General features: G+C 67.8%; 12 protein-coding genes. 7 read left to right on the forward strand and 5 right to left on the reverse strand.

Translation table 11 applies throughout. The features are described 5' to 3' along the window. Nucleotides 1–636, reverse strand: a 636-nt coding sequence (locus tag QM638_RS15960; protein WP_415143401.1) for a TetR/AcrR family transcriptional regulator, incomplete at its 3' end; no start/stop codon positions are given. A 120-nt stretch (nt 637–756) separates the two neighbouring features. On the opposite strand from QM638_RS15960, the gene QM638_RS15965 reads away from it, so the two are divergent. From QM638_RS15965 to QM638_RS15990, 6 genes are all read left to right on the forward strand, one after another. Further along, nucleotides 757–2,379, forward strand: coding sequence for an acyl-CoA carboxylase subunit beta (locus tag QM638_RS15965; protein ID WP_415143444.1), 1,623 nt, complete (start codon nt 757–759; stop codon nt 2,377–2,379). Between the two features lie 121 nt (nt 2,380–2,500). After that, nucleotides 2,501–2,725 carry an acyl-CoA carboxylase epsilon subunit gene (locus tag QM638_RS15970; protein ID WP_415143403.1) on the forward strand — a complete coding sequence of 75 codons (225 nt, stop codon included), beginning with the start codon at nt 2,501–2,503 and terminating at the stop codon, nt 2,723–2,725. A gap of 48 nt (nt 2,726–2,773) precedes the next feature. Beyond that, nucleotides 2,774–4,543 carry an acetyl/propionyl/methylcrotonyl-CoA carboxylase subunit alpha gene (locus QM638_RS15975; protein WP_415143446.1) on the forward strand — a complete coding sequence of 590 codons (1,770 nt, stop codon included), beginning with the start codon at nt 2,774–2,776 and terminating at the stop codon, nt 4,541–4,543. Nucleotides 4,544–4,546: 3 nt separating this feature from the next. Further along, nucleotides 4,547–4,834, forward strand: coding sequence for a hypothetical protein (locus QM638_RS15980; protein WP_415143405.1), 288 nt, complete (start codon nt 4,547–4,549; stop codon nt 4,832–4,834). Nucleotides 4,835–5,478: 644 nt separating this feature from the next. Further along, a complete protein-coding gene (locus QM638_RS15985) occupies nt 5,479–8,124 on the forward strand; it encodes an FtsX-like permease family protein (RefSeq protein WP_415143448.1) in 2,646 nt (881 codons plus the stop codon). Further along, nucleotides 8,121–8,903 (forward strand): ABC transporter ATP-binding protein, encoded by a 783-nt coding sequence (locus QM638_RS15990; protein ID WP_415143407.1) that lies wholly within the window; start codon nt 8,121–8,123, stop codon nt 8,901–8,903. Before QM638_RS15985 ends, QM638_RS15990 begins: the two co-directional genes overlap by 4 nt. 427 nt (nt 8,904–9,330) lie before the next feature. Here QM638_RS15990 and QM638_RS15995 read toward each other — a convergent pair whose 3' ends face one another. Next, on the reverse strand, nt 9,331–10,005 hold the full coding sequence (locus QM638_RS15995) for an SDR family NAD(P)-dependent oxidoreductase (RefSeq protein ID WP_415143409.1): 675 nt from the start codon (nt 10,003–10,005) through the stop codon (nt 9,331–9,333). Nucleotides 10,006–10,125: 120 nt separating this feature from the next. Here QM638_RS15995 and QM638_RS16000 point away from each other — a divergent pair, with 120 nt between their 5' ends. Further along, nucleotides 10,126–10,512 (forward strand): winged helix-turn-helix transcriptional regulator, encoded by a 387-nt coding sequence (locus QM638_RS16000; RefSeq protein WP_415143411.1) that lies wholly within the window; start codon nt 10,126–10,128, stop codon nt 10,510–10,512. A gap of 229 nt (nt 10,513–10,741) precedes the next feature. Here the strand turns inward: QM638_RS16000 and QM638_RS16005 are convergent, their stop codons facing one another. From QM638_RS16005 to QM638_RS16015, 3 genes are all read right to left on the reverse strand, one after another. Further along, a complete protein-coding gene (locus QM638_RS16005; RefSeq protein ID WP_415143413.1) occupies nt 10,742–11,233 on the reverse strand; it encodes an NUDIX hydrolase in 492 nt (163 codons plus the stop codon). 891 nt (nt 11,234–12,124) lie between these two features. After that, nucleotides 12,125–12,775, reverse strand: coding sequence for a DUF6011 domain-containing protein (locus tag QM638_RS16010; RefSeq protein ID WP_415143415.1), 651 nt, complete (start codon nt 12,773–12,775; stop codon nt 12,125–12,127). A gap of 9 nt (nt 12,776–12,784) precedes the next feature. Beyond that, the gene (locus tag QM638_RS16015) at nt 12,785–13,102 is read right to left on the reverse strand and encodes a helix-turn-helix domain-containing protein (RefSeq protein ID WP_415143417.1); all 318 of its coding nucleotides are present in this window, start codon (nt 13,100–13,102) and stop codon (nt 12,785–12,787) included. Nucleotides 13,103–13,218 lie beyond the last annotated feature (116 nt).

Raw genomic sequence — 13,218 nt, forward strand, 5'->3', positions numbered from 1 at the left:
CACCGCGGCCTCGACCGCCCCCATCGGGGAGCCCGCCGGCACGACCACCACCGCCGCCGGGCCGGCCGCGGCGTCGCCGGGCGCATCGAAGACCCGGTGCACGGCTGCCAGCGCGTCCTCGATCTCGCGCTGCGGGTCCGGGCACTCGCCCCGCAGCCAGCGGCGCAGCACGTGGTTGTGCGCCGCAACGACCGCGGCGGCGGTCACCTCGGCGCGCAGCTCGGCCTGCTCCGACCCGTCGCCCCACCTGCTCAGGTGCCGCCGGAAGAGCCGCTGGTAGCGCGCCTCGCTGACCAGCTCGCGCTCCCGCAGCGCCGGCACCGTCGAGGTCAGCCGGTAGCGCTCACGGGCCCTGCTCCCCTCGGCGACGTAGTGGAACAGCACCACCTTGACCGCATCGGTGACGCCGGCCAGCGCGCGCTCCTGCTGCGAGGTGCGCAGTCGGTCCTCGACCCGGCCCAGGATCTCGTCGTGGTCGGGGAAGATCACCGACTCCTTCGATCCGTAGGCGCGGAAGAACGTGCTCCGGCTCACCCCGGCCTCGGCTGCGATGTCGTCGACCGAGGTCGCGTCGTACCCCTTGTCGGCGAAGAGCCGGAACGCGGCAGCGGCGATCTCCTCGCGTCCACCCGCCATCGTCGCCTCCGCTCGTCCCGTCTTGGATCGGCTCGACCCGGAACGGTCCGTCTGGAACGGTCCGGCCTCGCCGTAGACATCGCATGCCCTGACACTTAGTATCACCATGTGACATCAAGGATCAATGCCGGCGCCGCCAACGAGGTCGTCGCCGGGGACGAGCCCGACCTGCACACCACCGCCGGCAAGCTCGCCGACCTCGAGCACCGACTCGACGAGGCGATTCACGCCGGCTCCGCGAAGGCGGTGGAGCGGCAACACGCGAAGGGCCGTCAGACGGCCCGGGAGCGGATCGAGATGCTGCTGGACGAGGGCTCCTTCCAGGAGCTCGACGAGCTGGCGCGGCACCGCTCGACCGCCTTCGGCTTGGAGCGGACCCGCCCGTACGGCGACGGCGTGATCACCGGCTACGGCACCGTCGACGGCCGGCCGGTGTGCGTCTTCTCCCAGGACTTCACCGTCTTCGGCGGCTCGCTGGGCGAGGTCTACGGCGAGAAGATCACCAAGGTGATGGACCTGGCGGTCAAGACCGGCTGCCCGCTGATCGGGATCAACGAGGGCGCCGGCGCCCGCATCCAGGAGGGCGTGGTCTCGCTCGGCCTGTACGGCGAGATCTTCCGCCGCAACGTGCACGCCTCCGGCGTGATCCCGCAGATCAGCCTGATCATGGGCAACTGCGCCGGCGGACACGTCTACTCCCCCGCCGTCACCGACTTCACCGTGATGGTCGACCAGACCTCGGCGATGTTCATCACCGGTCCGGACGTGATCAAGACGGTCACCGGCGAGGACGTGACCATGGAGGAGCTGGGCGGTGCCCGGGCGCACAACACCAAGTCCGGGAACGCCCACTACATGGGCTCCGACGAGGCCGACGCGATCGAGTACGTCAAGGGTCTGCTCAGCTTCCTGCCGTCGAACAACCTCGACGAGCCGCCGGCGTTCGACGTCGCGGCCTCGCCGTTGGAGGTGACCGAGGAGGACCGCGAGCTGGACGCCCTGATCCCGGACGGCGCCAACCAGCCCTACGACATGCACGAGGTGATCGAGCACCTCGTCGACGACGGCGACTTCCTCGAGGTTCAGCCGCTGTTCGCGCCGAACATCGTCGTCGGCTTCGCCCGGGTCGAGGGCCGCCCGGTCGGTGTGGTGGGCAACCAGCCGATGCAGTTCGCCGGCACGCTCGACATCGACGCCTCGGAGAAGGCCGCGCGGTTCGTCCGCACCTGCGACGCGTTCAACCTGCCGGTGATCACCCTGGTCGACGTACCCGGGTTCCTGCCGGGCACCGACCAGGAGTGGAACGGCATCATCCGCCGCGGCGCCAAGCTCATCTTCGCCTACGCCGAGGCGACCGTCCCGCTGGTCACCATCATCACCCGCAAGGCGTACGGCGGGGCGTACGACGTGATGGCCTCCAAGCATCTCGGTGCCGACATCAACCTCGCCTGGCCGACCGCACAGATCGCCGTGATGGGCGCCCAGGGCGCGGCGAACATCATCCACCGTCGCGAGCTCGCGACGGTCGCCGAGCTCGGCGGCGACGTCGAGGCCCGGCGCGCCGAGCTGATCGACGAGTACGAGACCACGCTCGCCAACCCCTACATCGCCGCCGAGCGCGGGTACGTCGACGCGGTCATCGCCCCGCACGAGACCCGGGTCGAGGTGACCCGTGCACTGCGACTGCTGAGGACCAAGCGCGAGACCCTGCCGCCGAAGAAGCACGGGAACATCCCGCTGTGAGTGGGACATCAGCCGAGTCGGCGCACACGTCAGGAGCGCTGGCGACGGACGGCTTGCGCCGACTCGGCGCCCATCCACCCAGGCGAGCACGAGAGGCGATGGCGATCACAGGATGACCAAGATGACACCGACCCCGAGCAACACCGCGGGCAACACGCCCGCCCTGCGCGTCATCACCCCGAACGCCACCCCGGAGGAGGTCGCCGCCGTGGTCGCCGTACTCGCGGCCCTCGACAGCCCCGCTCCGCCGCGGCCGCGGGCCCGCTCGACCTGGGCGCGGCCACGGCCCCGACCCACCCTCCGGCACGGCCCGGGCGCCTGGCGTGCCAGTGGCCTGCCCCAGTGACCCCGTGACCTCCCCGACGTCTCCTAGAAAGCCACCAGCATGACCAGCTTGAACAAGGTCCTGATCGCCAACCGCGGCGAGATAGCGGTCCGTGTCATCCGCGCCTGCAAGGACGCCGGGATCGGCTCGGTCGCCGTGTACGCCGAGCCGGACCGCGACGCGCTGTTCGTCCGGCTCGCCGACGAGGCGTACGCGCTCGGCGGCGCGACCCCGGCCGAGTCGTACCTGAGCATCGAGAAGATCCTCGCGGTCGCCGCCCGGGCGGGAGCCGACAGCGTCCACCCCGGCTACGGCTTCCTGGCCGAGAACGCCGAGTTCGCCGAGGCGGTGCTCGACGCCGGGCTGATCTGGATCGGCCCGCCGCCGGCCGCCATCGAGGCACTGGGCGACAAGGCGAAGGCCAAGCACATCGCCGAGCGTGCCGACGCGCCGCTCGCCCCCGGCACCAAGGATCCGGTCAAGGATGCCGACGAGGTGGTCGAGTTCGCCCGGGCGAACGGGCTGCCGGTGGCGATCAAGGCGGTCTTCGGCGGCGGCGGTCGCGGTCTCAAGGTCGCCCGCACCCTGGAGGAGATCCCCGACGCCTACGAGTCGGCGGTCCGCGAGGCGGTGACCGCGTTCGGTCGTGGCGAGTGCCTGGTGGAGAAGTTCCTGGACCGGCCGCGGCACGTCGAGACCCAGTGCCTGGCCGATGCCCACGGCAACGTCGTGGTGGTCTCCACCCGCGACTGCTCGCTGCAACGGCGCCACCAGAAGCTGGTCGAGGAGGCACCGGCACCCTTCCTGAGCGAGGAGCAGCTGACCCGGCTCTACGAGTCCTCCAAGGCGATCTTGAAGCAGGCCGGCTACGTCGGCGCCGGGACGTGCGAGTTCCTGGTCGGCCGGGACGGCACGATCTCCTTCCTCGAGGTCAACACCCGCCTGCAGGTGGAGCACTGCGTCTCCGAGGAGGTCACCGGGATCGACCTGGTCCGCGAGATGTTCCGCATCGCGGCCGGCGAGGAGCTCGGCTACGACGACCCGGAGATCCGCAGCCACTCCATCGAGTACCGGATCAACGCCGAGGACGGCGGCCGCAACTTCATGCCCGCCCCGGGGACCCTGACGGCCTGGGTGCCACCGACCGGCCCCGGCGTACGCCTCGACGGCGGCTACGAGGTCGGCGAGACGGTGCCCGGCAGCTTCGACTCCCTGATCGCCAAGCTGATCGTCACCGGCCGGGATCGCACCCAGGCGCTGGAGCGCTCCCGGCGAGCGCTCGACGAGTTCACCGTCGACGGGATGCCGACGGTGCTCCCGTTCCACCGGGCGGTCACCCGCGATCCGGCCTACGTCGGGCCCTCCAACCCCAGCAACGAGGGCACCTTCGCGGTCTACACGACCTGGATCGAGACGGAGTTCGACAACCAGATCCAGCCCTACGCAGGCGAGGCCGCCGAGACCGAACGCTCGAACGAGCGGCAGACCGTGGTGGTCGAGGTCGGCGGCAAACGGCTGGAGGTCTCACTGCCGAGCGGCCTGGGAGGTCTCGCGGCCGGCGGGACCGCCACCGCCGCGAGGCCACGCCGCCGCGGCGCCAAGAAGGCCGGTGCCGCCGTCTCGGGCGACGCCGTCACCTCGCCGATGCAGGGCACCATCGTCAAGGTGGTCGCCGCCGAGGGCGACACCATCGCCGAGGGCGAGGTCATCGTGGTCATCGAGGCGATGAAGATGGAGCAGCCGCTGAAGGCCCACAAGGCCGGCACCGTGACCGGCCTTGTGGCCGAGGTCGGAGCAACCGTGAGCAACGGCGAGGTCATCGCCGAGATCAAGGACTGAGTGATGAGCACCACCGCCTCCGCGACCACCCGCTCGCACTCGGCCGGGCCCGCCATCCGGGCGGGCATCGGCCGGCTGGGACGCTGGCAGGTCACCGCGCCGCACCGGCAGCCGCGCAACCTCGGCCCCCGCGCACCGTGGGGCGTCTGGCACCTCCGGGCGAACGGCGCCAGCCGGACCTGCTGCGGACTGCCCGCCGCCACCTGGTTCGTCTTCTTCGAGCGCGGCATCGAGCCGCGGGATCCGCACGCCTGTCCCGCGTGCCTCACAGCGGCCGGGCTCGACGGCTGACCCAGCGGGCGCGGCCCCGTCGTCCTGTCGCCCCACGACGGCGGTTGCGGTCAGCGGTGGACCGGTTCGTCTTTCGCTCCGGCCGCACCCGGGCTCCGCCATGCTCTCCTGTTTGACGCCCTCGAGGAAGCCGGAGTTAACTGAGGCCGCTGGCCAGCTAACTCACGGACTCATCACATGGTGTCGACGACGCGGCGCGAGGACTGCCCCGACGCCTCCTCTTCGGGAGGTCGGTGGCAACGAGTGGCGATCGCCCGGGCTCCGGCGAGGACGCCCGTCGGCGTTCCGAAGACCGACGGACCTGACGTGGCGTTGGACGCCGACGGTGACCGCGTGCTCCGGATACTGCTCCCACACCCCGCACCGGCGCACGTCGTCGTTCGACATGCCCGGCATCTGGGGCCCGAGCTCTTCGTCGAGCGAGTCCGATCGATCACGCCGGACGGCGACTTCATCGCCGGCGACAGCCCGGAGTCACCGGATGTCTCGCGAGGCCGAGTCCCCCGGCGTATTCCGGTTAGGCGGTCTTCGTACCAGTGAACGTCAACGGTCTGGGTCTGTCTCGCGGGCTCATGCGGTCCGCGCACCTGTCGTTGCGGACGTTGCAATATCGTCCGGGACGTGCCACAGCGCTGTTCTTGGCGGTGCTGATCGCCGCCTCGGGTTTTACCGTTCTCACCGCGTCGTCACGAGCGAGTCGCCTCGATGTCCTGGGGACCGTCAACAGGAAGGCGCAGCTGAACTACGACCTCTTGGTCCGACCGAAGGGTGCGCGGACCAAGGTGGAGCAGAAGGAGTCATTGATCCAAGGAGGATATCTCTCCGGCATCTCCGGCGGGATCTCGAAGAGCCAATGGCGGAAGATCGAGCAGATCCCCGGTGTCTCGGTAGCGGCCCCGATCGCGATGCTGGGTTACGTGGTGCCCACCGTGGACGTACCGGTGACACTCGACGCATCGGCTGACCGTGACTCGGTGACGCGCCTAGACGTCACCTGGCGTTATGACAACGGACTATCGGTCGAGCACGCTGCCGCGGACTTCGTCTTCGTCACCCATCGACGCCTGACACTCATCGGAGCAGGGAATTTTTACTATCACTATGGGTCACCAGACGGGCCGCTCATCGGTCCGAGCGAGTTTGTGGAGCGTGCGGGCCTGACGGAGGCGACGCGGCCCTCGATCATGACCTACTGTTCCACGGCGCGCGACGGGGCATCGGACTGCGGTGCGAATCGCGCGACAATCAAGGCGACGATCCGGTTTCCGTTCCCGATGCTGTTGGCGGCCGTGGACCCGAGTGCCGAGGCCGAACTCACGGGCCTCGGCACCCAGTTGACATCTGGCTCTGGGCTGAAGAACGCGAAGCTGACCAGCCCCTACACGGTCAGCGGCAAGGTGACACCGGTCCTGGCGGCCGCGGAGCCCGCCACCGAGCTACAGGCCGATGTGCGGATATCCGACGTGGGCGGCGGCGCGGTCGAGAAGGTGCTCCAGGGTGACGGCGCCGCTGCGATGGTGTCCTTGCCGCACACCAGGACCAGTACGGTCAGTCTCGACGGCTCCGACGCCTACCGCCGGTTGCTCAAGCAGCTGCGCCGGCTTCCGCACTACCGCGGGGCAAGAAAGGGCCGCTTCGGGCCGAACTCGTTGTCGCAGCGGTTCGCGATCGGCACTCCTCGCTACCACAAGCATGGCGACCACCTCACACCAAAGGTCGTCCCGAACGACATCAGCCAGTACATCACCGACAAGGGTTTCCAGACCTATGTGCCGGCGGGAATGGGCGACGTTGCGGTCCGTACGGCGACGTCCATCCAGGGCCCGGATGACAAGGGGATCGCGCTTCCGGCCAGCGTCAAAGTCGTCGGAACACTTCCTTCCAACGCCGCAGCGAAGCTGACCGACGAGACCTCACAGATTCTCTCCGGGTTTCTCCCGAGCGACTCGATCGGAGCCGACTCCCGGTCACAACGGCTGCTCGGACACAAGGCACTAGCTCCTTCTCCGGACGTCGCTGGCCTGGTGCAGCCATCTCCTCTGCTGATCACCACCTTGGCCGCGACCGACCAGTGGTATCGGGGCTGGAACGCCTCGACCGAAGGGAGACCGATCTCCGCCATCCGCGTTCGGGTCTCTGGGGTGCACGGCGTGGACCCGGTCTCACGTGAACGGGTGCGGTTGGTCGCTCAACGCATCCAGCAGAGCACGGGCCTGCAGGTCGACGTCACTCTCGGCTCCTCCGCCACCCGCGTCTCGGTCGTGGACCCGCCGGGCAAGAACGGGCGACCCCGCCTCGTGCTGTCGCAGTGGTGGGTGAAGAAGGGCGTCGCCACTGCCGTCCTGCGAGCCTTGGACAAGAAGTCGCTGGCGATCTCCTGTCTGGTGCTTCTGGTGTCGATGCTCACGGTCGCCAACGCCGCGATCGCTTCTGTCCGGGCACGCCGCGCCGAGTTTGGTGTGCTGGCCTGCCTCGGCTGGACTCGCTCGCAGACCGCCAGCCTGGTACTCCGGGAGATCGGGTTCCTGGCCATCACCGCCGGTGTCATGGCCGTCGGACTGTCCTACCTGCTCGGTGCCGTGTTCGGGACTCCGATCGGGATCGGTCGGTCTCTGCTGGCGATTCCGGCCGCACTCGTGGTGGCGCTCGTCGCCAGTCTGGTCCCCGTGTGGTGGGCCGGACGAGCAGCACCGATGGCAGCGATCCACGTCCCAGCACCGACACCACGCCGCACCACCGTGGTGCGCTCGGTGCTCGCGCTTGCGAGGGTCAACCTGGTGCGTAACAGGGTCCGCACTCTTCTGGGTGCCTGCGGACTCACGGTCGCGGCTGCGACCTTGCTGCTCGTCGTCAGTCTCGGCTTCCGTGGGGCGGTCGTCGGAACCGTGATGGGCAACGCGGTCGCGATCCAGGTCCGCACGGCGGACTACGCCGCTGTCGGCGCCACCCTGTTGCTGGCGCTACTCGGGGTGGTGAACGTGATCTACCTGAACATCCGGGAACGGAGTGTCGAATTCGCCGCCTTGTTGTCCATGGGCTGGTCCGCCCGCGAGCTCAATCGTTCGGTGCTTTGGGAGGCCCTCGGACTCGGCATGCTCGGCACCACCTCCGGGGTCCTCCTCGGCGTAGCCGCTGCGGCCGCGTTCATCGCCGGAGCGCCCCTGTCCGCAATCGGGCTGACCGCGCTGATCTGCGTCGGCGTGGGGCTGGGAGTGACACTTCTGGCCGCTCTCAGCGCAAGCCAACTGCTGCGCCGGCTACCGATCACCGCCCTACTCACCGAGGAATGAGCGACCCGATGCCCTCATCTCGACGCCGAACCGAAGCGGGCATCCAGGCGCCGTCGACCATGGCGAGCCAGGACGCGCCTGCAGGCACTGAGCACCGGATCGGAGGACCGTTCATCGTGCTGGACCAGGTGTGCAAGACCTTCCCCACCCTGGACACCACCGTGGTCGCCGCCGATCAGGTGTCCCTCGAGATCAGCGATGGCACTTCCACAGCGCTCACCGGACCGTCCGGCTCCGGGAAGTCCACCTTGCTCCACCTCATCGCCGCACTGGACACCCCGGACTCCGGCTCGATCACGGTCGGCGGACAGACCATCACCGAACTGTCGCGCAAGCAGTTGCCGGGCTATCGGCGCACCATCGGCATCGTCTTCCAGCGCTTCAACCTACTGCCCGCGCTGACCGTCTTGGACAATGTGATGGCCCCCCTCATGCCCCGCAAGGCCGACTTCGACGTTCCCAGACGCGCACGTGAGCTCCTCGAGGCTGTCGGGCTCGCCGGCCGCGACAACACCTTTGCCACCCGGCTGTCAGGAGGTCAGCAACAGCGCGTCGCGATCGCACGTGCGCTGATCAACGACCCACAACTGATTCTCGCCGACGAACCGACCGGCAACCTCGACTCAGTGGTCGGCACCGAGATCGCGGACCTCCTCCTCGACCTCGTCACCTCTCGCGGCGCAACGCTCCTCATGGCAACACACGACGAGGATCTGGCCGCTCGTTGCGACCATCTCGTGCATATCCATGACGGCCGCATCGAGGATCAGGCCGACTGATCACACCACCAGACGCACTGCGTCGGCACGGGCGCTCCAAGCGATGAACGCCGTAGGCAGCAGCTCGGGCCTGTCGCGCCCACCTGTGGACGTGCCCTGTCTTACCCACGGCAGGGGCCTCAAGCCAACACTCCCGCGACTCGCAGGCCCGGGAGGCATTGGCCCCTATCCACGGAAGGATGAGAGTCATGACAGCACACCGAGGTACGGCAAGGAGTGGAGGGAGCACGCCACGCGGATGGCGGAGGACGCGCCGAGGGGCCCGAGCCGAACGAAGGCACGATCAAGAGGGACGCTGACCAACTCATGGGCACCCGGAGGCATTGCGGACCTGGGTTCGTCAGGCTGAGATCGACGCCGGGACGCGGCCGGGCTCGACGGCTGACCCAGCGGGCGCGGCCCCGTCGCCAGCGACCCGGTCCACTCGTCAGCTCCCGGTGACGACTCGCTCGACATCGGTCCGGGTCGTGTGCATCTCCCACATCGTCGCGGCGAGGGCGTCCGGCTCGATGCTCGGGTAGCCTGCCGGCGGGCTGGACCCGATCCAGGCGCCCACCGCGACCCAGGCGGCGTAGACGCCTCGGTCGGCAAGGACGCCGTACAGGTTGTGCACATAGTTGCGCAGGCCCGCCTGTGCCGCATTCGCGCCGGCGAGAATCGGAAGCGGATGGATCGAGCCGATGCCGCCGGTGAACAACAGCGTGCCGGTGCCGGCTTCGAGCATCGCCGGCAGGACCGTGGCCGCCGCGGTGACGCCGGAGAGCAGGATGCCTTCGACCTGCGGAACCAGTTGCTCCTCGACGTCCAAGGTCAAGACATCGGCGAAGGACGCCTCGGCCGAGTACGGCGAGTACTCCAGCACGTCGATCCGGCCGAACCGCTCGATCACCTCCCCCAACGCGCGGGAGACCGTGTGCCGGTCCGTCACGTCGGCGGTGAACGCCGCTGCCGTCACGCCGTCCGCCTCGAGTTGCGCGACCAGCGCCTCGAGACGACCACGGTTGCGGGCGATCAGGGCGACCTCGTGGCCGTGCTTCCCGAAGACTCGCGCTACTGACAACCCGAGTCCCGGGCCTGCTCCGACGATGGCGAGCGTGGGCATGGGTGGACTCCTCACAGGTAGTGGTGACGACATCGTTCCGTCGATGACCACTGCCTATGGTTGAGGAGTTCGCACCGGTGTACAAAAGGCACACAGTTGTCCGTCAGGAGTGGTTCGACGATGCGCACCACGATGGTTCGGGCCGCCCCCGATGGCTGTGGCGACCTCACGGACGAGCATGCCGCAGCCATCAAGACCGTCCTCACCATGGTCGGTGACACGTGGAGCCTGTGGGTGATCCGTGCCCTTCGGGACGGCCCCCTGCGCTACTCCGACCTGCACGCGGCCGTGCCCGACGTCTCCCAGCGAATGCTGACCCGGACGCTGACGAGGCTCACGAAGGCCAGCCTGGTCGCGCGAACCTCCTTCCCCGAGGTCCCGCCGCGCGTCGAGTACGAGCTCACCGAGCTCGGGGCCTCACTCTCACCGTTGGTGGCACCGCTCATCGAGTGGGCCGCGGCCAACGCGGAGCACCTCCGGGCCTCCCCCGCGGATCGGCACCAGTGAGCACAAGACGGAAGAGGCCCCGGGCAGCGTCTCCGCTGCTCAGGGCCTCTTCTACCGATTGGTACCCCCGACGCGACAGTGCTCAACCCTCCCGAAGCCCTCATCCCGCTCCAGACCCGTCGTCTACGAGGGGACACAGGCGGGTCAGGGCGCCGAGACCATTGCCCCGACGGATGTCAAGGGTCAGTAGGAACTGCCAGCGGAGGACGTGAGATCTGCCCGCTGACGATCACGAGAGCTGCCCGGTTGCGGCCATGGGGTCTGCATATCCCTCAAGAACGCGTCGACAAAACGGCGCGAGCTTAAGAGAGAGCGCCACTTCGATGTCGAAGACCTGCGCCGCTTGCCCTTCGGTCAAAATCATGTCTTCACGGTCACGGTCCGTTGTCGCTTCGAAGATCGTTAGGAGCCGACCATCACCCTCACGGTCGACCACACGCCACATGGCCTTGCATTCGACACCACTGAGCCCGAGCTCTTCCGCGAGCTCGCGCACGACGGTCACCTCCGGGCTCTCACCTTCCTCAACGGCGCCGCCGAAAAGTGACCAACAACCCGGATGAGGAATCCATGGCTTGTCGTCACGCAGGTGAAGCAGGACCCCGGCGGGGGTAACGACAATGGCCATAGCACCTGCGCGCGTGGCCTCCGTGGCGCCTCGGGCGTCGTCTTCGTCGAGAAACGGAGGAAGCAAGTCGTCCGGCCAATCTGACGCAGTCATCTGAGTATCTCCTGGGTTTCATAAATAAGGGTTTGACAGTTAGTAGCTGCCTAAGTCGCTCGGAGCGCGGTCCAGCGACTCCAACTCCGCAGAACGGTCAACAACGATGGGGCCGATATCGCTATTCGCACGTTCCCAATCTCGTGCGAGAGAGCCGCCCAGCAGAGGCAACGGGTCTTGCGGACCACTCAGCCGTTCGCACATCTACCGCTCGGAGAGCGTTAGCGCCCGGCCGCCCAGGAGGTCGTCGACACTAGCTTCCAGACCCCTCACGCCTACGCCGTTCGACGCGTCTGAGGGGTCAGGCGAGACCCGTAGCCACCGTCGAGCACCCATCGAGAGGAAGCGGCCCGCCCCGTACCGCGAAGCGGGGTGGGCCCCATGGACGATCGACACGCTGTCCTCCGTTACGTTGTTGACCAACTGGCGGACGTGACGGTAGCAAGGCTTGCAGGTTCCTGCAGGTCTCGCCGGACGTGTTGAAAGTCTTCGTCCTCCGATGGGCGTGGCCTCGGGCAGCGCCGATACGGAGCCCTCTCCGGGTTTCTCCCGAGCGACTCGATCGGAGCCGACTCCCGATCACAACGGCTGCTTAGACACAAGGCACTAGCTCCTTCTCCGGACGTCGCTGGCCTGGTGCAGCCATCTCCTCTGCTGATCACCACCTTGGCCGCGACCGACCAGTGGTATCAGGGCTGGAACGCCTCGACCGAAGGGAGACCGATCTCCGCCATCCGCGTTCGAGTCTCTTTCCTGGCTATCACTGCCGGTGTCATGGTCGGCGGACTGCACCTTGCTCGGCTCGTAGGACTTCAGAGAATCGACAGCCTCGGATGACGTCGACCGGCGCACTCGGGATCGACCAAGAGCCGCATGACCAGCCGACCTACGCTACGTGGCATTGCACTCAGGCCCGAGACCGAGTTTCAGGCTCGCGCGATCAGTTAACAGTTGGCCGCAGGAGACACACCTGACCCCGCGGAACGTAAGCCGAGGAGCGCCCTTGGATGGAGGTGCCACCTCGACAGGGAACGCCTCCTTCATACGGGCAGCAAGGAGAGGCAGACGTTCGCCGGTCTCGATTCTGTGTATCTCTTCAGCGGTGTTCGGCTGCTTCGAGCGCGTCCTGGCCAGTCGCGTGAGGATGTCACGGTAGGTCTCGACGCTGAGGCGGTTGGCCAAGAAGAGGTCGGGGTGTACGGCCGACATCTGCAACCTGGCCAGGTCCTGAGCACCGAAGTCCTTGACGTTCTCCGTGATGACGAGGTCGGCGCCCGCCAGCGAAGCCGCCGACAGGATCTGCTTGTCCTTCGTGTCTGTGTCGTCCAACTCGATGTCGCCGTCAGGAACGAGGGCGTCCCAGCCGAACCGCTTGCGAAGGGCCGAGATCGGCGCAGCTCCTGACTCCTGGTGGCGCTCGGCTTCGGCCTCCGCGTGGAGGCTCCAGATGACGGTGAAGTCCGACAACGGTGCCGCCATCATGAGCAACGTGCGCGTGTAGGACGGGACCAGGACGTTCGCGTCCAGATAGACCCGAGTCATCCGGTCTCTTTAGAAGTCGTCTGCGAGGGCGCTGGCCAGTTCGTCGAGGTAGGCGTCGCGGAAGCGCTCGAACTCAGGCAGGGGGATGCGGTTCCGGTTGCCGACCTTGACGGCCTTCAGGTCGCCGGCCTTGATGCGACGGGAGATGGTCGGGCGCGAGAGGCCGAGCTGCTTCGCCACTTCCTCTGGCGTCAGGAACGGCGCCTCTGCCGACAACTTGACCGACGCTCCCGCCTTCTCTGCCTCTCGTAGGAACGCGAGGACAGACTTGGTGGCGCTCTTGCGGTCAGCCAAGTCGGCCGGGGTGAGGCGAAGCGCGAGGTTCATGCACCCACCATACCGCGGCAAGTGAACACTTAGCAATCTATCTGTTCATGCTCGAATGGATGCAGCCGCCAGTCCGCCAGTGTCACGCACGACCGGTTTGCATCTGAATCGATGCA

Source organism: Nocardioides sp. (genome assembly GCF_047606145.1).
GTDB lineage: Bacteria > Actinomycetota > Actinomycetes > Propionibacteriales > Nocardioidaceae > Nocardioides.

Coding starts and splice junctions, on each gene's coding strand:
- QM638_RS16015 (WP_415143417.1), bottom strand. CDS start 13,102: ATGAACCTCGCGCTTCGCCTCACCCCGGCCGACTTGGCTGACCGCAAG.
- QM638_RS15995 (WP_415143409.1), bottom strand. CDS start 10,005: ATGCCCACGCTCGCCATCGTCGGAGCAGGCCCGGGACTCGGGTTGTCA.
- QM638_RS15990 (WP_415143407.1), top strand. CDS start 8,121: ATGAGCGACCCGATGCCCTCATCTCGACGCCGAACCGAAGCGGGCATC.
- QM638_RS16000 (WP_415143411.1), top strand. CDS start 10,126: ATGCGCACCACGATGGTTCGGGCCGCCCCCGATGGCTGTGGCGACCTC.
- QM638_RS16010 (WP_415143415.1), bottom strand. CDS start 12,775: ATGACTCGGGTCTATCTGGACGCGAACGTCCTGGTCCCGTCCTACACG.
- QM638_RS16005 (WP_415143413.1), bottom strand. CDS start 11,233: ATGACTGCGTCAGATTGGCCGGACGACTTGCTTCCTCCGTTTCTCGAC.
- QM638_RS15970 (WP_415143403.1), top strand. CDS start 2,501: ATGACACCGACCCCGAGCAACACCGCGGGCAACACGCCCGCCCTGCGC.
- QM638_RS15980 (WP_415143405.1), top strand. CDS start 4,547: ATGAGCACCACCGCCTCCGCGACCACCCGCTCGCACTCGGCCGGGCCC.